Below are 17,124 nucleotides of genomic sequence, written 5' to 3' on the forward strand. Positions count from 1 at the left end.
ACAGGAACAGGTCAAAGATTTTTTTTATTTAACAGAAGAAATTAAGCTTAAAATCGCTGATGAAAAGAAAGAGGAAAACGGCATTTTAAAATCCTCCCGGCAAAACACCACCTACCGGCTGCTCTCCAATCATTTTAAAGGACAGATTCCTACAAATATTCTAAGTTATCTAAACAACACCCTGWTYYCTWCWYKWMRCWMKKMMNAWSKTRGNCTATTGGAAAGGTGAAAAATCGCTCAGGAATTATAAAAAGAATATCCCCTTGCCTTTCGGTGCTGAAGTGATTTCAAAGCTAAACCATACGCCGGATGGACGAAATTTTTGCTTTAAGCTATTTCAGATTCCATTCAGAACTTATTTGGGTAAAGACAGATCAGATAAAAAGATTATGCTGAACAGAGTACTGAATGGTACCCTAAAACTTCGTGCCAGCAATATCCAACTGGATCAAGGCAAAATCTATCTGTTGGCAGCCATTCAGATCGAAAAGGAACAACATCATTTGGATACCTCTGTTATTGCAGAAGCGTCCTTATCTATTGAACACCCCGTTACCGTTAAAATCGGCAGCTATGAACATACCATTGGCAACAAGGAAGAATTCCTACACCGGAGATTGGCCATACAGGCGGCGATCTACCGGGTAAAGAAAGCCGTTACTTTTAACCGTGGTGGCCACGGCCGCAAGCGAAAAAAGAAATCTCTGGAAGACTACCAGCATCAGGAAAGAAAATATATTGACTATAAACTCCATGTGTATAGCCGCATGCTGATAGACCTGTGTGTCAAACATGAGGCGGCAACACTTATCCTGGTCAACCAGGAACTAAAGGAAGAAATAGCGAAAGAAGATCCTTTCTTATTACAGAACTGGAGTTATTACAGCCTGAAAGAAAAAATTGCCTATAAAGCGGACAGAGCAGGCATTCAGCTAGTAGTTGAGTAGAAGTATCAGGCCTGAGCCTGATGATGATAAGGTTAGTACATTGAAAGGAAGATATTTAATATGGAGGCTGTTTGCACAGCCATAGGGTGAGGTTGTTTTAACACTCACTGAATTGCTTAGCTAGAAATGTCTATTAGTAGGCATCACCTATTTTGAAAGCAATGCGTAATGCTCTATTGTAATTCCGTTTCAGAAATGCATGTCCTCCGGGCATTACAAAACGTAGATTCTTGTAATTGGTAAGCTTGGTTTGATAGATATGCCATTTGAGAAAGTTTGTCTTTTCGAATTCCACAGAATACCAGGCTGTATAGAAATAAGAGGCTGCTTGTACAGCCATAGGGTGAGACAAAATGTACTCACTAAGTTCCTGGCAGCATTTGGCAGTGCCATTTGCCTGCTCCATCGCGAACATACCATGCCGGGGTAGCTTATTAAAATCCCCTTAGATATATTGGATCAGGAAAAAATTAACATCAGAGGTTGCTTGTACAGCCATAGGGTGAGACAAAAATGTACTCACTAAGTCTTAAAGATAATACAACCACCATGGGCTCTATTGATTTGAGGTGCAATAGGACAGCAAGGAATCTGTCCAGTAATACCAATTAAATAAATTAATCAACAGGTTATGAATATTCTACTAAAAACATACGTTGCGAGCAAGATGAAATTCTTGCTGCATAGACATGAGAAAGAAAAGAACTGATCTGTCTAATTTTTGAGTAGTTAATATAGTTTTGTTAACTTCAATACATGGAGGCAAACGAGTCTAGTGACTATGTAAAAGCCCGGGTCAAGCTTTTATACGTTTATTTTAAAGCGAAGGAATGGGTAGTATCTGATGGTAAGGATAACAAGATATTAATTTACATTTCCTCGGATCAGTCTTTTTTGTATAGTACCGATGAACTTGCTGACATTATTGCTCAGTCAGATCTACACATAGAGCCAACTTTCCTCAAGATGAGCAGCGTTACATATCTATTATACCACCGGGGAACCTTTGTTGGCAAAGTAGTGGTCTTACCCGGTATTGAGTTTGATACCTAATCGTAGCAATAGGATTGCATATGAAATTATGTTATTGAAAAATAAAACCCTGTAGTTGTTTTATTTTCGAGAGTTTAAAATTTCTCAAATTGCCACTAAGGTTTTTTCCCTATTTTGCAAAATACGGAGAATTCCCTATTGACTTTTTTGTTTTTAAAATCCAGCTTCGGAGCAATTATTCCGCTGTCTGGTCTTCGCCTGGCAGTGATTGTTAATTTAAATCTATTGTTATGACTGAAGAATTTTTAAATGACTGTTATCAGGATTTGCTGGAACAGCTGGAGGAAAACAACGCTAAGGTTACCGCGCCATTAATTAGGGTAAGGGCTGCATTAACGCTAATCAAATCTTCAATTTCCAGAATCAAACAGGAGTTACTGAACCACACTTTTGCATCTGAAGCAGAGCAGATCAGATTGAACAAATATTGGATGGTGAAGTTTTATGCGTTGTTTGTGTATGAGACAGAACGTTTCCGGATTACGGATGCTTTACCTGCTGGGTCCGCAGAGGTGGTTCGCGGCTATTATGAAGGTCAGCTAGAGGTACTGGATTTGTATCTGCAGGCGCATGCGTTTTGGTTTGGCTATTATAAAAATGAGCAGGAACTTTTTGATGCTGTTTTGTTTTTGAATCATTCCGCTGATCAGTTGTTTTTACCTGAAAGCCCGGAATTTTTCGGTTTTGGGTTACCTGTCTGTACTTATATTTTTGCACGGTTTAGGGCCTATGAGCAATTGCGGGAACACCTGTTGGTAGTCTTAGGTACGCCTTCATCCTTTGACTCAGCTTCTGTGATCAAACGTAAGAACCGTCGTGAATTACGCTGGACGGGGGAATCAATTAATGCGGTGGAGTTGGGGTTTGGATTGCACGATACCGGACAGATCAATAATGGGAATGCTTCACTGACAGAGATCTTTGACTGGATGTCAGACACACTGAATATTGTAATCAAAAAGCCACACCGCAGGTTTGATGAGATTGAGGCCCGTAAAATTATCAGCAAAACAGATTTTACAGACCAGTTACGTAACTCCATCCTGAATCGTATCGACCGTAAAAACGAATATGATCCGGAGAAGGAAGAATTGCGCAGACAACGGGCGGAAAGGAAACGAAAGGCTTCAGAGAAGAGAGCCTTAGAAATAACTACTGAAAGGGCTACGCAGAAAGATGTTCCTGGTAGCAGTTCCCTATGTAATCCTGAAAAATAGGATTTCTTAGACCTTGTTCTTTAGCTCTTCAATTGCATTTTTCAAAATACTTTAAGGGTTACCCCAATGTTGTCCCCAAATAAGAAATCAGGTTTGCTGCAGTTTTGCCTTTGAATCCCGGGGCAATGGAGTTCCGGGATAAAAACAAAATTCTATGTTAAAAGCATTTTCATGGCAGGATTTTTTACTTGCCGCAACCATTATGAGCCTGCTCTGGTGGCTGGGCATCTGGCTCCTGTATTTCAGGAAACCAGTTGTTGGTGCTTCCCTTCCCCTATCCCACTCTTGGGCGAATGAGGTGGATGAGCTGGGGGCTGCTGACCTGATGGGTAAACCGGCACTGGATTCTGGGGTGAGTGTGGTGGAGGCGGATGACTTCTCTTTCGGCGCACCGCTTGCTGATGAAGGAGCGCCTGATCAAGAAGAACAATTGGGTGATCTTGCGGATGTGCAGGAAGAGATCAAGACGGTTTGCCGGATACTGGCTGCTGAAGATGGAACTAAGGAAGATTTCTTTTCCCTGTTTGAAATGATCAGGAACAAGTATCCCAGGATCACCTCCAGTCCTTCGCTTGCTGCCCTGAATGGGTTTATCCGTGAGCATGTGCCTTTTGCCTTGAGCAAGGAAGAGCTGGAGAACCTTTGGGTGTAGCCCATTCTGAATGAAAGATTGCGGGTTTTCCTTTCATAATTCATGGCGGTATAGCCGCTGATTAAGGAAAACAAAACAATCTATGATGAAGAAAAAAACAAGCCCTGGTTTCTTTTTAGAGCAGGCAGGAAAAAAAACGCTGGCTAAAGGCTGGTTATTAGGTATGACACTTTGCGTGTATTCGCTTTTGAGCAGCGTGGTGGCTAAAGCACAGAATGGGGAGGCGGGCATCCAGGTGGCTACAGACCAGGTATCGGGTTATTTCGATACGGGATGTGACCTGGTGTATGCGATTTGTGCCGTGGTGGGACTGATCGGGGCGGTGAAAGTCTTCAACAAGTGGAATGCGGGTGAACCGGATACCAATAAGGTGGCAGCGGCATGGTTCGGTTCCTGCATTTTCGCAGTGATCGTGGCTACGGTCTTGAAATCATTTTTCGGTGTATAACAAAACTCCTGTGCTGCCTTCGGGTGGTACAGGAGCATTAAAAGATTTTTTTATGAGTTCAGTATATCAAATCAACAAAGGGGTTGGAAAACCCATAGAATTCAAGGGACTGAAAGGTCAATACATCGCTTACCTTGCGATAGGACTGGTAGTTTTGCTGTTGTCCTTTACCGCTTTGTATTTGCTCGGCACCCCGCTCCTGGTATTGTTGCCTCTGATCCTCGCTTTGGGGGCTGCACTGTTTTTTAGTGTATTCAGTTTGTCCAAACGCTTCGGGGTACATGGATTAGGCAAGTTTCTGGCGAACCGGAACCTGCCAGATTATGTAAAATTCAATTCCAGAGGGGTATTTACGGGATTAAAGGTTGCGGAAAGTAACTTGGAAAGGCAGGTGCGACAATGATGGAAATCGAAAGGATCATGCCCGTCTGGAAAGTGGAGCACAATGCCATGGTATCCATGTCGGGAGATGTGACCATCGCCTACCAGGTCAGCCTACCGGAGATCGGCACCCAGTCGGCAAAGGATTTTGAGGGGTTGCACCAGGCATTTGTCAAAGCACTCCGGGTCTTGCAGCCGGGTACAGTGTTCCATAAGGCAGATTGGTTTCAGCGTGCTAAATTCAAGGCTGACCCTGCAAAAATGAAGGATACGTTAAGGGGTGCTGGTGAAAGGTGCTTTGATGGCAGGACTTATTTAGACCAGGAATGTTTTATTTTCCTCACCCGTAAACCTGCTGGCAGAAAGCTTTCCTCCTCGGCATATTCCAATATTCTGCGGAAATCCATTGCTCCGGTCGGGGCTATAGATGAAAAGCTGCTGACTGCATTCCTGGCTTCATGCGGACAGTTTGAAAGGATTTTGCTGGATAGTGGTATGATTGGATTGCAGCGACTAGATGATGATGCGCTTGCCGGAACTGCGGCGAAGGCGGGTATTATTGAGAAATATTGTTTTTTGCTTGGGCGGGATCAGCGTCCGGTCATTGCTGATGTGCATGTGAAGGAGGAGATTCGTGTGGGTAAATCCCGGTGTGAGTTGTTTACGCTGTCTGATGTGGTGCATTTACCTGCCCATTGCGGGCCGAGGTTGACTTACGAGCCCTATTCTACGGACCGTACGGCTTACAGCATTGGTTTTGCGACCCCGCTGGGGATGCTGCTGGACTGTAACCACATCTATTCGCAGTATGTGTTTATCGGTGACGGACAGCAAACGATCCGGGAATTGGAAGCGAAGAAACTGCGCTTGCAATCCTTATCCGGCTATTCCCGCGAGAATGCAGTTTCGCGTGACGCGGTCAATGACTTTTTAAATGAAGCGGTTTCTACGCAGAAGCTGCCGGTAAAGGCACATTTTAATGTGCTTTGCTGGTCAGATGATCCTTTGGAAGTATCGGAACTGAGAAATAAAGTGGGTTCAGCCATGGCCCGGATGAGTGCGGAATGTAAGCAGGAAACAGATGGAGCGGCACAGATCTGGTTTTCGGGGATGCCGGGTAACCAGGCAGATTTTCCAATGAATGACAGTTTTGATACGTTTGCGGAACAGGCGGCTTGTTTTTTTAATCTGGAATCAGCCGTACGCACGGATCGATCAGGTTTGAGATTGGGAGACCGGCTGAACGGAAGACCAGTTTATCTGGACCTGTTCAATGCCCCGATGAAGTCAGGGCTGATCACCAACAGGAACCTGTTTGTCTGCGGAAGTTCAGGTGCTGGGAAAAGCCTGGCCATGAACCACATGCTCCGCTCTTTGTATGAGGATGGAGCGCATTGTGTAACCGTAGATGTGGGTGGTAGTTATCAGGGGCTTTGTAAGCTGGTCGGCGGTTACTATTTCTCCTATACCGAGGACAAACCGATCAAGTTCAATCCGTTTTATATTGGCAAAGACGATGTACTGGACATTGAAAAAAAGGAAAGTCTGAAAACCTTGCTGTTGACCCTTTGGAAGAAAGAAGCCGATGACTACAACCGCAGCGAATATGTGGCGATCTCCAGCGCCATCACTTTGTACTACGAACATTTAGAGGTCTGTCCGGAGGTTTTCCCATGCTTTGATTCCTTTTATGATTTCCTGATGGAAAAATACCTGGTGGTATTAAAGAACGGGGATGTAAAGGAAAAGGACTTTGATGTTTCGAACTTTTTATACGTGTTAAATCCGTATTACAAGGGTGGAGAATTTGACTACCTGCTCAATGCCAAAGAGAACCTGGACCTGCTGAATGAGCGGTTTATTGTCTTTGAACTGGACAATTTGCGCAGTCATGAGATTTTGTTTCCGGTGGTGACGATCATCATTATGGAAATGTTCATTTCCAAGATGCGTAAGCTCAAAGGGCAGCGCAAGATATTGGCCATTGATGAAGCCTGGGTCGCGATTACCAAGAGCGGGATGAGTCATTTTATCCGCTATCTCTATAAAACGGTGAGGAAGTTCAATGGGATCGCGGCGCTCATTACCCAGGAAGTGGAAGACCTGATCTCTTCCCCGATCATCAAAGAAACCGTAATCAATCTCTCGGATACCAAGCTCCTTTTGGACATGCGCAAGTTCATGAACAAATTCGACAAGCTTCAGGAAGTTTTAGGCCTTTCGGACAAGGCCAAGACGCTATTGCTTTCGCTCAATAAAGCAAATGCGGAAGGAGAAAACTACCGGGAGATCCTGCTGGATCAGGGTGGTCAGCATTTGCAGGTCTACCGTAACCAGCTTGCCATAGAGGAATATCTCGCCTATACCACGGAAGAATCAGAGAAACTGGTGGTGGAGCAGGCTGCCCGCGAGCATGGCAGTACGGCGCTGGGCATTGCGGCACTGGCAGCACAACATCGCGCAGGCAAAAAGATTTTTTAACCATTTATCTAATACCTATGAACAATTTAAAAAGTATGAAGGATCAACAGCTCAATGCAGTACTGTTGTCATGGCTGGCAAAACTCCTGTTTGTCGGGGTTGTGCTGGCTTTAGCACTAATTATATTCCTGCAATCCTGTAGTAAGTCCAATTCATTTGCCGGCACCTATGTAAACACAGCCGGAAGCGAGTTCAGCATCGCGCATGACACCTTAGTGGTAGAACATGTGGCGGCTAAGGTGTACCTGATCCATCGAAGCACCGGCTTTCAATTGCTGGATGAGGCAGGCCAGCCGGGTAAGAAGCAGCTTGAAACAGAGGAATGGACGGCTGATTATGATGCGGATAGTGGGATCATGATGGAAAGGCGTCGTGGTAAGACGATCAGCTTTAATGCGGATGCGACAGAAATGACAGTAGTCCGGCGCAAATACCGCAGAATCAATTAAGAAATGATAAACAGACCTATTTATGAAGACATTTATGAAGCAATTGAAGACCTATATGGTTGTGCTGCCCTTAAGTGCTACGGTGTTGCTGACAGCCCTGCCCACCGGGGCAACTGCACAGCTGGCGATAGCCGAAGTGATCAAGGCAGGCGTAAAAAAAGTGATCAAAGCCGTTGACCTGAAGGTTCAGCGATTACAAAATGAAACGATCTGGCTGCAGAATGCGCAGAAAGTAGTGGAGAACCAGCTCAATAAATTAAAACTGGGTGAAATCTCCGATTGGACGGAACGTCAGCGAAAATTATATGCTGAATATTATGAGGGCTTAGTGAAGGTGAAATCGGTGGTCTCTGCCTATAAAAGGATCCGTGACCTGATCGGTACGCAGGCAGCCATTGTACAGGAATACCGCTGGGCAAGTGCACTCTTCCGGCAAGACAAGCATTTCAGTGCGGAGGAGCTGTTGCAAATGGAGCAGGTTTACGAAGGGATACTGAGCGCAAGTGTGAAAAACCTGGACCAGGTGTTTGTGGTGATCAATTCTTTCAAAACCCAAATGAGCGATGCAGCCCGTATGGAACTGATCGATGGGGCTGCGAAAGCGATTGAAGAAAATTTCGCTGACCTAAAACAGTACAATGAGGAAAACATGGTCTTGTCGATTGGCCGCGCCAGATCCATCTCGGAGGTAAATAAACTAAAGGATTGGTATGGACTCGATTGAGGTTTCGGAAATTCGTTTCAGGCGTTTGAGAAACGCACTGATCCTGTTATTTGGTGTGCTGATGTTGATTACGGCTACTGCTCCCGGATGTCGTGCCCAAACCTGGGCGGAGTGGTTTAAGCAAAAGAAAACCCAGCAGAAATATTTGGTTCAGCAGATCGCGGCCTTACAGGTTTATATCGGTTATGCAAAAAAGGGATATGAAATTGTTGGTTCTGGTTTGCAGACCGTTCGAGATATCAGTAATGGAGAATTTAACCTGCACCATGTTTTTATCAGTGGCCTGAAACAGGTCAGTCCTGCGATTCGGACCGATGTTCGGATTGCGGAGCTCGTGGCCTTGCAATTTGGGATTGTGAAAAACATAAATGGCTTAAAAAGCAGCGGAGGTCTTAGCACGGATCAGCTGATCTATGTGGTGGAAGTGGCAAACGAAGTGATTTCTGAATGTTACCATGACCTGGAAGAACTGCTGCTGATCATTACTTCCGGCAAGCTGGAAATGAAGGACGATGAACGGTTATCCAGGCTCAATGAAATCTATGAGCGGATGCTGGACAAGTCCGCATTTGTACAGGATTTCTGCGGGGAAGTCAACCTGGTGAGCCGTCAGCGGGCTTTGGAATTGGAAACGACCAATAAACTACGGAGGTATTATGAGATCGAGTAAGCTTTTACTGTGGATTATGCTGCTGATCGCTTTCGGTAAGGTACGGGGTCAGTCACAGGAAGCCCAGCAGTTGCTGCTGAATGTAGAGAAGTTATCCCAGCTGAAGAACATCCTATCAGATATGAAAAAGGGCTATGAGGTGGTGTCCAAAGGATATAATGTGGTAAAGAACATTGCGCAAGGTAACTTTTCACTGCATGAGGTATTCCTGGATGGTCTATGGTTGGTCAGCCCAGAAGTGCGTAAGTATTACAAGATCGCTGACATTATCCGCTACCAGTCTGCTATCCTGTTGGAATACCGCAGTGCTTTTAGGCGGTTCTCAGCCAGTGGTCATTTCAGTGTTGGGGAGCTGGATTATTTGTCCAAGGTTTACCAAAAATTATTTGATGCCAGTCTGGACAATTTGGATAAGCTGGTCATGGTGATCACTGCGAATAACATGCGCATGAGCGATGAGGAACGCCTGGCTACTATAGACCGGATTTTTACGGGCACCGAAGACATGCTGTTGTTTCTGCGTTCCTTTAACCAATCGACCAGCGTACTGGGCTTACAAAGGGCGCATGAACAAGCAGATCTCAAAGGTTTAGGCGATTACTTTAAAACCAATTAAGATTTATGAAGACAAAAAGTTTTGGGATTGCTTTTACTGCAATCTTGGCCGTAACATGTTCTCTTTTACCTGGTCTATGCATGGCGCAATCGTCCGGTGGTCTTGCAGGAAGCATCAGCGGCCTGCAACCTGTCCTGGAAAATGTCTACAGCGAGATGCTCCCGCTTTGTGGCAAGCTGATCGGTGTGGCACGTGGTCTGGCAGGGTTCGGGGCTTTGTGGTACATCTCCAGTAGGGTATGGCGGCACATTGCCAATGCCGAACCTGTGGACTTCTACCCACTGTTGCGTCCCTTCGCACTTGGCCTGGCCATTCTGTTTTTTCCAATGGTGATCGGGCTGATGAATGGAATACTTCAGCCAGTGGTTTCGGCCACTGCAGGCATGGTGCGTAACAGTGACCTGGCGATTGCGGCACTATTGAAACAGAAGGAGGCTGCTATCAAAAAGACCAGTCACTGGCAAATGTATGTTGGGGAGAATGGTAGTGGTARSCNTRARAWMTGGTATAAATATACTTTTCCAAAAGATCCCAATGGGGAGGATGAATCCCTTTTGGACGGTCTGGGGCATGACATCCAGTTCTATATGGACAAGCAGATGTATAATTTCCGCAATTCCATTAAAGCCTGGATGAGTGAGATTTTGCAGGTACTGTTCGCCGCCGCTGCTTTGTGCATCAATACCATCCGCACCTTTTATCTGATCGTGCTGGCCATACTGGGGCCATTGGTCTTTGGCTTTGCGGTGTTTGATGGTTTCCAGCATACACTTACGGTTTGGATCGCCCGCTATGTAAACATCTTTATGTGGCTACCCGTCGCCAATATCTTCGGAAGCATCCTGGGTAAAATACAGGAAAACATGTTGAAAATCGACATCTCCCAGATCGGACAGGCGGGAGATACCTTCTTCAGTACTTCAGACAGCGCATATTTGGTTTTTCTCGTCATTGGAATCGTAGGCTACTTTACCGTGCCGAATGTCGCCAATTACATTGTACATGCTGGTGGTGGCAACGCCATGCTGCAAAAGGTGAATTCATTGGTTATCGGTGGAACCATTACAATGATGGGAGGGGCCAAAAGTGGGGCCGGAATGCTCATGGACAGGTTTGATGATGCCCGCCGGAATATGATGGGCGGAATGGCCGAGGCCTCCGGCAATGACTATTTCAAAGACAAGATCTCCGGCAACAAATCATAAGGCAGCGAGCTATCGGTTTCAATTGGCACTAGTACATGATGTATTAGTGTCAGTTGATACCAACTGAAAAATAAAAGATAAGATAATGATTACGAGAAAAAATAGCAACGATGTTTACACAATTAAAAAATATAGACCGCGCGTTTCAGCACGTCAAAAGGTTTAGTATGGTATTCCTGCTGGCCTGCGCTGTGGTTACTTCCGCGGTAGTTTACTGCTGTTATTCCGCAATGAGAGAAAACGGGTCAAGGGTATTTATCCTGTATAATGGAAAATTGCTGGAAGCAATGGCTTCGGACAGGAAACAGAATTTACCCGTAGAGCTGCGTGACCACATTAAGACTTTTCACAGGCTCTTCTTTACACTTGATCCTGATGAAAAGGCCATCTCTGCGGGGATCGCAAAAGCTTTGTACCTGGCCGATGGTTCTGCGAAAAAAGCTTACGATAACCTCAAAGAAAGCAGTTATTACAATAACCTGATCTCTGCAAATATCTCCCAGCACATTGAAGTGGACAGCATTCAACTGGATTTGAATCGGGAGCCTTATGTCTTCAGGTGTTATGCTACCCAGAAGCTGATCCGGTCCAGCAGTACTGTTTTGCGGAAACTGGTCACCCAGGGAGAAGTGAGGGTATTGGAGACCCAAACGGACAATAACCCACATGGTTTTCTGATCCAGAAATGGGAGACTCTGGTCAATGCAGACCTGAATCCTAAAGCCATTCAGCCATGAGGTTATTCTCCAAGCGGGTAAATCATCTTTCGGCTGATCAGGAGAAGTTTGCCCAAAAGATTGCCAGGGGAATCATCTCAGCACAGCGAAAAGCAGCGGATTWYCYKAMWCGMMGCWCNKTSMGWKYTTMGCNCTAAAACCTGGCTGGTTTTACTGAGCTGCTTTTGCGCGCTGACAGGAACATACCTCCTTTACCTGCTGGCGCAGGTATTCAACTAACGAATTTATTAACCTAAAAAAAAAACATTTATGAGTAGAAATCGAATGGAAAAACGAAAGGTACTGATGTTTCTGCCACTGTTGATCTTATCTTTTCTGGCCTTTGGCTTTTATGCTTTAGGTGGAGGAAGTGGAATCAGTGAACAAGCGGTATCCTTGCCAAAAGGAATCAACACTACCCTACCCGATGCCCAGTTCAAAGGCAAGGAACCAGTAGGTAAAATGGAAATTTACAATCAGGCTGGTACAGATTCCGGCAAAATGGGTGGAATGGATGCCCTTGCCGGAAGTTCGGATTATCCCTGGAAGAAGATCCTAAGACCAGGCAGATCAATGAAAAACTGGCGGCAATCAACCGGGAGATCAGTAGGCCGTATACCCCGGTAAAGGAATATCCAGCTCGGCTACCTATCGGTCCAGGTGACGCACCGATGTCCAATGATGTCACCAAACTGGAGGCACTGATGCAGAACATGAAGGAAAATAACGGTGGTAATGATCCTGAAATGATGCAACTCAATGCCATGATGGACAAACTCATTGCGGTGCAAAACCCTGATCTGGCCAAACAGATCTATAAAAAGCCGGAACAGAATAGTGCTTATGACAGTCTGTTTAAGGCGATCCCCGCGGTAATTGCGGTAAACCAAAAGGCAAAGCAGGGCTCGGTTGTGGAACTGCGTATACTGGACACGGTGGTATTGAATGGGATGGTGATCCCTAAGGGACATGCCTTTTTTGGATTGGCTGCTTTTAGCAATCAGCGGCTGAACCTGGAGATCAAAAACATTCGCATGGGCAATCAGGTCATTCCGGTGAACCTGACGGTTTACGACAAACGCGATGCGATGCCTGGTATCTATGCACCAGAGGCCTTGCTCTCGGATGCTATTGGTAGTGGTACAGTGGATGCGATGGGCAGCGTGGGTTTGAACGGTTTTGACCTGACCACTCAAATTGCCGGGGCTGGTATCGATGCGGCAAAATCGCTCCTAACCAAAAAGATCAGGCGGGTGAAGCAGAACCTGAAGGCTGGCTATCCCCTATTGTTACGTGACAATACCAAGAAGCTGAAGTAAGCCGGCCTGGCTGAGCGAACAACAAGATGGTTGAATTTAAAAACATAAAAGAATGAACAGAAACAGTCTGGAGGATTTTAGGGCACAGGTAAAAACCTTAAAAATCCCCGCAGAAATGGCCGATAAAGTCGAAGAAATGATGGAGAAAAACCTGCAATACATTCAGGTTACCGCGCAATTGCCTTCCCGTAAAGGTTTTATGGAGGCTACTTTACACCTTAAGCGTTCCGAACAATCGGATTATTATTACCTGAATAGGTATGAGCTGGCCTATAGCAAAGCCAAACCCCTGGAAAATGGATTGCAGTATGTCGTTACCAGTGATGTAAAAAATGGCAATGAACCCGGAGCAGGAATCCGGAAATTTGAGAGCCCGATCCAGGCCATTGATCATTTTAATAAGCAAAAAGGTAATGCGGAACTGCTTTTCGGCAAGATAGAAGACAACAAGCTGATCCCTGGGCAATCTCTGGCGACGATGAAGGATGGAAAAGTAGATTATGTGACCAAGGATTTCCAGATCATATTCCGTGCTGAACCGATGAAAAACACGATTTATATCAATGACGGTAAAGGTTTCAATATGAAGCAGAGTACCAATATGTTGATGGGTGGCTCGGCCTACAGGGATGACCTGGTCAGCCGCACTGGTACCCGTTATGAAGCCTGGAATGCCTATCAGTTTGATCAGCCGAGGGACCGATATGGGAATTTGACGATCAGGCAATATGGCCGGGGTTATGGATTTGACCTGAATAAGGAACTGAACAGCTATAAGATCAAGGAATTAGATGATCCCAAAAAGCTGGATCAAATCATTTCAGATATGAAAGACGGAGAACGTCCGGTAGTAAGTGTAACGAATGAACAGGGAGAGGAACTGAAAATGATGGCCAGGGCCATGCCGCGTTATGGAAACATCAACTTCTATAACTTAAGTGGTCAGGTAGAGAAACGGGAACAATTCCTCAAAGCGCCTAGGCAGGAAATCAGTAAAGAGCAGGTTTTTGAGCGTAAGCAAAGCCAGCACCAGTCCAAAGGCCAGGAAATCGGTATATAACGATACTGGTATTAAGCAATAATTCTTATATTCAATTTTAAACCCTATTTATTATGTCATCATTTGAAAAAATCAAAGAACTGGTAGCCGCTACAGAAAGCGATGCCACTGCCTTCTATGCTAAAGGCAACAAAGCAGCAGGAACAAGATTACGTAAAGCTTATCAGGAACTTAAAAACCTGGCGCAGGCTGGCCGTAATGAGGTTACCGAGTTAAAAAACAAGGAAAGCAAATAAGATTATAGCTGTTTTGGGTGAGGCCTGTTGTATTTCAGCAGGCCTTTATTCTTTTAAGATGTAGATATATTGCAGGATCAACTAAAACCACAATTAACGAATGCCTCAAAATAAACTGATTACGTTTCGCATAGCTATTAGAAAAAACCTGAGAACCGTCATGTCTTTTATTGATGAGAATTATATCCTGCGGGTAGACGGAAATGCTGTAGAACCAACAAAAGACTTGATCTGCATGTTCTGCGCCAGTAAGGCTGCCATTACCAAAGAACATATTATACCCCGTTGGATATTTGAAAAGGAAACCGATAAATTTTTCAATATCACCTTAAACGGACATGACCAAACCTATAATAAATCTACCATTCCTGCGTGTGACAGATGTAATGCCGAACTACTTAATTCCCTGGAAAAAACTATTCAGACATTATTTTCGAGCGGAAATATGACTAATAACTCTTATACACTTGAAAATGGGGAGGATGTGATCAGGTGGCTGGAAATTATTGACTACAAGTTTCACATCATGAATATCTCCAAGCGTTTCCTCAGCCCAAAAAATGGGGATCACATTCCATATTTAAAAGATTTTCCGCTTTACATTTTACTGCCAAATAAAGATTATTCGCCTTATCAAGTACTTACGGAAATCAGGTCTGTACTTAAAAGGATCAGTGTGAAAAGGAAGGTGGAAAAAATTAACAGTCTGGTTATCTTTACTACCTCTAACAAGAGCAGGCATTTCTTTCATACATTGAATGATTTTATCTTTTTGGAACTACCAAAATACCAGCTGGCTCTATTTTACTTCTACAAACGAGAATTCGATACTCCTGAAGAAGCACATCATGCCGCTATGAAAATCATAAATAAAGTCTATTGAAAGTTTATACAAAAACGTGTTAAAAACCAGCTTAAAATAAAAAAAACGGTTTTAGCGACTAAAAATATTAGAATAATTATTCCAATCAACTCCACGCCCAGAGAATTTTCGGCAATTGTTATTTGGATTTTTTTTAATGAAAAGTTCGGATTACCAGTTAGATACTCAGGATTAAATCACGACTAGTTCCTCGGAAGTACCCTCTCAGAAATGATAAATTTAACTTTTCTTAGGGTAAAACCACTAACCAAATATACCGCTCCGTTCGCCGCTAAAATAAATTTACATAAACTTTTTATCGAGGTCGCCCATTCCAGTTCGATAGCCACAAGTCCAAAACCGTAAGCGCATGACATGACAAAAAAGGCATAGATCGAAGCATTGATAGCAATGTCTTCAAATATGGTCGATTTAACATTGTCTTCTAAATTCATCCTGCCGACCAGACTGCCGACACTAACCCAAAAATTCACAAGCAGGTACATAATCCCATTACTTAGCAAAAGTAGCATCAATTTTATAGTGTCCATCGACCCAAATAATTTCGGATCGAAATAATAGAGTATTAAAACTGGTGGACAAATACTGTAAGAAAGTAATGTTACGACATAAAGTGTTCTAAAAATCGGAAGCTGTTTAATTTCTGAGATCGTTATCATATTTTTGTTTTAGCAAATATATTAAATGTCAAACACTTGATTGACAGTCAGGCTAAAAACACAAGCTATATTCGGGCTAGGTATCTTTCTCGATATAAAATCAAAAGCGTTAAAGATGACCAAATCGACATTTTACGAACAAGTCTATGAAATCGCCAGATTAATTCCAAAGGGCCGAATAACTACTTACGGAGCAATTGCAAAAGCCTTGGGCTTGGCAAAATCGTCCAGGATGGTGGGTACTGCGATGTTACACGCCCATGATCCAAGGCTCAGCGTTCCTGCTCACCGGGTGGTGAACCGTATCGGCTTACTCACGGGTAAACATCACTATGATACTCCTACGCAAATGCAGGAACTGTTGGAAGCAGAAGGCATAGCCATCAAAGACCACCAAGTTCAGAATTTTAAAGAGCTATTCTGGGACCCGTTAATAGATCTATAAAAACGTCATATCTTTCAAAATCCGGGCAGTGGCGGAGCAATGGTTACTTCTTCAGGGGGAATGAAACGAATGGGTGGAAGATTTGCATTCAATTCTTTATTGAAACGTTCTACAGCATACCAAGCAAGCTCCGGGGTATTCAGCTCATCTATTGGATTGATCATAAAATGCGCTTTTTGCAATCCCTGATCCAGCCACTGTTTAATCCGGTTGACCCAATCGTCGATCCTGGCAAAATCAACCTCCAGGTAATTGCCACCGACACCAACAAACCGGATAAATACCTCAGGCGTGCTCAATTCCATGTGCGCTACATCCCGACGACCAGCGGTGTCGGTTATCACTGCACCGATACGATTTTCAGCCAGCATACTGAAATACTGCCGTCTTACAGTTGGATTTGAAAACCATTCCTCATGCCGGACCTCGCAGAAAAACTGCTGATCAGTCGGTAAATCTTTCAGATAGTTTTCCAGTTTCAGAAAATTCCTCGGACCAAAGTTATCCCCCATTTGCAGGAAGCAGGGTCCAAGCATATCCCCTAAGCGGCTGATATTTTCTAGAAACAACTGTGTAGGCACCTCGCAATCCTCCAGCCTTTTGACGTGCGAAATGGTTCTTGAGAATTTCGGAAAGAATTTAAAGTTGGTATTCCCGGCATCTTCCACCTTCCGTTTGAACTTTTCCACCAAATCTGCTGACGGGATGGAATAGAAAACGGCGTTAAGCTCAATACTGTCAAATATTTTCGCGTATTCGAACAGGAAGTTAGCCTCTTTCGTTTTTATCGGATATAACACACCCAGCCAGTCTTTCCGCCCCCATTTACTCGCGCCCACATAAAGTTCTGGCTTAGCCGCCTTAGCTAGTCCGTTTAACGTATTCAGCGTCTGCGCTCCGTCAGGGGGAAGTTTAAAATCAATCGCCGGGATTTCTGACTCCAGCACCTTTCCGTAATCCATA

At 44.3% G+C, this 17,124-nt stretch carries 21 protein-coding genes and 1 pseudogene; 19 read left to right on the top strand and 3 right to left on the bottom strand.

The annotated features are described in order from the left end of the window. The first annotated feature begins 389 nt into the window (after positions 1 to 389). Positions 390 to 947, top strand: a complete 558-nt coding sequence (locus N824_RS33895; protein ID WP_200869928.1) for a hypothetical protein — start codon at positions 390 to 392, stop codon at positions 945 to 947. A 133-nt stretch (positions 948 to 1,080) separates the two neighbouring features. Here N824_RS33895 and N824_RS23490 read toward each other — a convergent pair whose 3' ends face one another. After that, entirely contained in the window at positions 1,081 to 1,362 is a 282-nt protein-coding gene (locus N824_RS23490) for a hypothetical protein (RefSeq protein ID WP_152542446.1), read from the bottom strand. A gap of 341 nt (positions 1,363 to 1,703) precedes the next feature. On the opposite strand from N824_RS23490, the gene N824_RS23495 reads away from it, so the two are divergent. From N824_RS23495 to N824_RS23575, 17 genes and pseudogenes are all read left to right on the top strand, one after another. Continuing rightward, on the top strand, positions 1,704 to 2,000 hold the full coding sequence (locus tag N824_RS23495) for a hypothetical protein (protein ID WP_048907543.1): 297 nt from the start codon (positions 1,704 to 1,706) through the stop codon (positions 1,998 to 2,000). Positions 2,001 to 2,230: 230 nt separating this feature from the next. Continuing rightward, complete coding sequence (locus tag N824_RS23500; protein ID WP_048907544.1) at positions 2,231 to 3,217, top strand: RteC domain-containing protein; 987 nt, start codon at positions 2,231 to 2,233, stop codon at positions 3,215 to 3,217. A 154-nt stretch (positions 3,218 to 3,371) separates the two neighbouring features. Then, positions 3,372 to 3,869: a hypothetical protein gene (locus N824_RS23505; RefSeq protein ID WP_048907545.1), complete on the top strand. Its 498-nt coding sequence runs from the start codon at positions 3,372 to 3,374 to the stop codon at positions 3,867 to 3,869. 163 nt (positions 3,870 to 4,032) lie between these two features. Next, positions 4,033 to 4,317: a DUF4134 domain-containing protein gene (locus N824_RS23510; RefSeq protein WP_048907710.1), complete on the top strand. Its 285-nt coding sequence runs from the start codon at positions 4,033 to 4,035 to the stop codon at positions 4,315 to 4,317. Then, entirely contained in the window at positions 4,310 to 4,720 is a 411-nt protein-coding gene (locus N824_RS23515) for a DUF4133 domain-containing protein (protein ID WP_306413927.1), read from the top strand. The genes N824_RS23510 and N824_RS23515 overlap by 8 nt, the downstream gene beginning before the upstream one ends. Further along, complete coding sequence (locus tag N824_RS23520; RefSeq protein WP_048907546.1) at positions 4,717 to 7,179, top strand: TraG family conjugative transposon ATPase; 2,463 nt, start codon at positions 4,717 to 4,719, stop codon at positions 7,177 to 7,179. The genes N824_RS23515 and N824_RS23520 overlap by 4 nt, the downstream gene beginning before the upstream one ends. A gap of 17 nt (positions 7,180 to 7,196) precedes the next feature. Next, entirely contained in the window at positions 7,197 to 7,628 is a 432-nt protein-coding gene (locus tag N824_RS23525; RefSeq protein ID WP_048907547.1) for a hypothetical protein, read from the top strand. A 22-nt stretch (positions 7,629 to 7,650) separates the two neighbouring features. Beyond that, complete coding sequence (locus N824_RS23530; protein ID WP_048907548.1) at positions 7,651 to 8,352, top strand: hypothetical protein; 702 nt, start codon at positions 7,651 to 7,653, stop codon at positions 8,350 to 8,352. Further along, positions 8,339 to 9,022, top strand: a complete 684-nt coding sequence (locus N824_RS23535; RefSeq protein WP_048907549.1) for a hypothetical protein — start codon at positions 8,339 to 8,341, stop codon at positions 9,020 to 9,022. Before N824_RS23530 ends, N824_RS23535 begins: the two co-directional genes overlap by 14 nt. Next, positions 9,009 to 9,638 carry a hypothetical protein gene (locus N824_RS23540; protein ID WP_048907550.1) on the top strand — a complete coding sequence of 210 codons (630 nt, stop codon included), beginning with the start codon at positions 9,009 to 9,011 and terminating at the stop codon, positions 9,636 to 9,638. The genes N824_RS23535 and N824_RS23540 overlap by 14 nt, the downstream gene beginning before the upstream one ends. A gap of 5 nt (positions 9,639 to 9,643) precedes the next feature. After that, positions 9,644 to 10,843: pseudogene (traJ, locus tag N824_RS23545) on the top strand (conjugative transposon protein TraJ). A 110-nt stretch (positions 10,844 to 10,953) separates the two neighbouring features. Next, positions 10,954 to 11,580 carry a conjugative transposon protein TraK gene (gene traK / locus N824_RS23550; protein ID WP_048907552.1) on the top strand — a complete coding sequence of 209 codons (627 nt, stop codon included), beginning with the start codon at positions 10,954 to 10,956 and terminating at the stop codon, positions 11,578 to 11,580. Positions 11,581 to 11,829: 249 nt separating this feature from the next. Further along, positions 11,830 to 12,186: a hypothetical protein gene (locus N824_RS35230; protein ID WP_235207257.1), complete on the top strand. Its 357-nt coding sequence runs from the start codon at positions 11,830 to 11,832 to the stop codon at positions 12,184 to 12,186. An 86-nt stretch (positions 12,187 to 12,272) separates the two neighbouring features. Beyond that, positions 12,273 to 12,878 (top strand): conjugative transposon protein TraM, encoded by a 606-nt coding sequence (gene traM / locus N824_RS35235; protein WP_235207258.1) that lies wholly within the window; start codon positions 12,273 to 12,275, stop codon positions 12,876 to 12,878. A gap of 52 nt (positions 12,879 to 12,930) precedes the next feature. Next, positions 12,931 to 13,938 carry a hypothetical protein gene (locus N824_RS23565; protein WP_048907555.1) on the top strand — a complete coding sequence of 336 codons (1,008 nt, stop codon included), beginning with the start codon at positions 12,931 to 12,933 and terminating at the stop codon, positions 13,936 to 13,938. A gap of 53 nt (positions 13,939 to 13,991) precedes the next feature. Beyond that, positions 13,992 to 14,174: a hypothetical protein gene (locus N824_RS23570; protein WP_048907556.1), complete on the top strand. Its 183-nt coding sequence runs from the start codon at positions 13,992 to 13,994 to the stop codon at positions 14,172 to 14,174. A gap of 160 nt (positions 14,175 to 14,334) precedes the next feature. After that, the gene (locus tag N824_RS23575; protein ID WP_152542447.1) at positions 14,335 to 15,057 is read left to right on the top strand and encodes a hypothetical protein; all 723 of its coding nucleotides are present in this window, start codon (positions 14,335 to 14,337) and stop codon (positions 15,055 to 15,057) included. A 182-nt stretch (positions 15,058 to 15,239) separates the two neighbouring features. Here N824_RS23575 and N824_RS23580 read toward each other — a convergent pair whose 3' ends face one another. Beyond that, positions 15,240 to 15,716 (bottom strand): hypothetical protein, encoded by a 477-nt coding sequence (locus N824_RS23580; RefSeq protein WP_048907558.1) that lies wholly within the window; start codon positions 15,714 to 15,716, stop codon positions 15,240 to 15,242. 115 nt (positions 15,717 to 15,831) lie between these two features. On the opposite strand from N824_RS23580, the gene N824_RS23585 reads away from it, so the two are divergent. After that, positions 15,832 to 16,161, top strand: a complete 330-nt coding sequence (locus N824_RS23585; protein WP_048907712.1) for an MGMT family protein — start codon at positions 15,832 to 15,834, stop codon at positions 16,159 to 16,161. Between the two features lie 14 nt (positions 16,162 to 16,175). Here the strand turns inward: N824_RS23585 and N824_RS23590 are convergent, their stop codons facing one another. Beyond that, a complete protein-coding gene (locus tag N824_RS23590; protein WP_048907559.1) occupies positions 16,176 to 17,123 on the bottom strand; it encodes a DUF72 domain-containing protein in 948 nt (315 codons plus the stop codon). Position 17,124 lies beyond the last annotated feature (1 nt).

This window comes from Pedobacter sp. V48 (genome assembly GCF_000523515.1).
GTDB lineage: Bacteria > Bacteroidota > Bacteroidia > Sphingobacteriales > Sphingobacteriaceae > Pedobacter.

Coding starts and splice junctions, on each gene's coding strand:
- N824_RS33895 (WP_200869928.1), top strand. CDS start 390: ATGCTGAACAGAGTACTGAATGGTACCCTAAAACTTCGTGCCAGCAAT.
- N824_RS23490 (WP_152542446.1), bottom strand. CDS start 1,362: ATGTTCGCGATGGAGCAGGCAAATGGCACTGCCAAATGCTGCCAGGAA.
- N824_RS23495 (WP_048907543.1), top strand. CDS start 1,704: ATGGAGGCAAACGAGTCTAGTGACTATGTAAAAGCCCGGGTCAAGCTT.
- N824_RS23500 (WP_048907544.1), top strand. CDS start 2,231: ATGACTGAAGAATTTTTAAATGACTGTTATCAGGATTTGCTGGAACAG.
- N824_RS23505 (WP_048907545.1), top strand. CDS start 3,372: ATGTTAAAAGCATTTTCATGGCAGGATTTTTTACTTGCCGCAACCATT.
- N824_RS23510 (WP_048907710.1), top strand. CDS start 4,033: ATGACACTTTGCGTGTATTCGCTTTTGAGCAGCGTGGTGGCTAAAGCA.
- N824_RS23520 (WP_048907546.1), top strand. CDS start 4,717: ATGATGGAAATCGAAAGGATCATGCCCGTCTGGAAAGTGGAGCACAAT.
- N824_RS23525 (WP_048907547.1), top strand. CDS start 7,197: ATGAACAATTTAAAAAGTATGAAGGATCAACAGCTCAATGCAGTACTG.
- N824_RS23530 (WP_048907548.1), top strand. CDS start 7,651: ATGAAGACATTTATGAAGCAATTGAAGACCTATATGGTTGTGCTGCCC.
- N824_RS23535 (WP_048907549.1), top strand. CDS start 8,339: ATGGACTCGATTGAGGTTTCGGAAATTCGTTTCAGGCGTTTGAGAAAC.
- N824_RS23540 (WP_048907550.1), top strand. CDS start 9,009: ATGAGATCGAGTAAGCTTTTACTGTGGATTATGCTGCTGATCGCTTTC.
- traK (WP_048907552.1), top strand. CDS start 10,954: ATGTTTACACAATTAAAAAATATAGACCGCGCGTTTCAGCACGTCAAA.
- N824_RS35230 (WP_235207257.1), top strand. CDS start 11,830: ATGAGTAGAAATCGAATGGAAAAACGAAAGGTACTGATGTTTCTGCCA.
- traM (WP_235207258.1), top strand. CDS start 12,273: ATGAAGGAAAATAACGGTGGTAATGATCCTGAAATGATGCAACTCAAT.
- N824_RS23565 (WP_048907555.1), top strand. CDS start 12,931: ATGAACAGAAACAGTCTGGAGGATTTTAGGGCACAGGTAAAAACCTTA.
- N824_RS23570 (WP_048907556.1), top strand. CDS start 13,992: ATGTCATCATTTGAAAAAATCAAAGAACTGGTAGCCGCTACAGAAAGC.
- N824_RS23575 (WP_152542447.1), top strand. CDS start 14,335: ATGTCTTTTATTGATGAGAATTATATCCTGCGGGTAGACGGAAATGCT.
- N824_RS23580 (WP_048907558.1), bottom strand. CDS start 15,716: ATGATAACGATCTCAGAAATTAAACAGCTTCCGATTTTTAGAACACTT.
- N824_RS23585 (WP_048907712.1), top strand. CDS start 15,832: ATGACCAAATCGACATTTTACGAACAAGTCTATGAAATCGCCAGATTA.
- N824_RS23590 (WP_048907559.1), bottom strand. CDS start 17,123: ATGGATTACGGAAAGGTGCTGGAGTCAGAAATCCCGGCGATTGATTTT.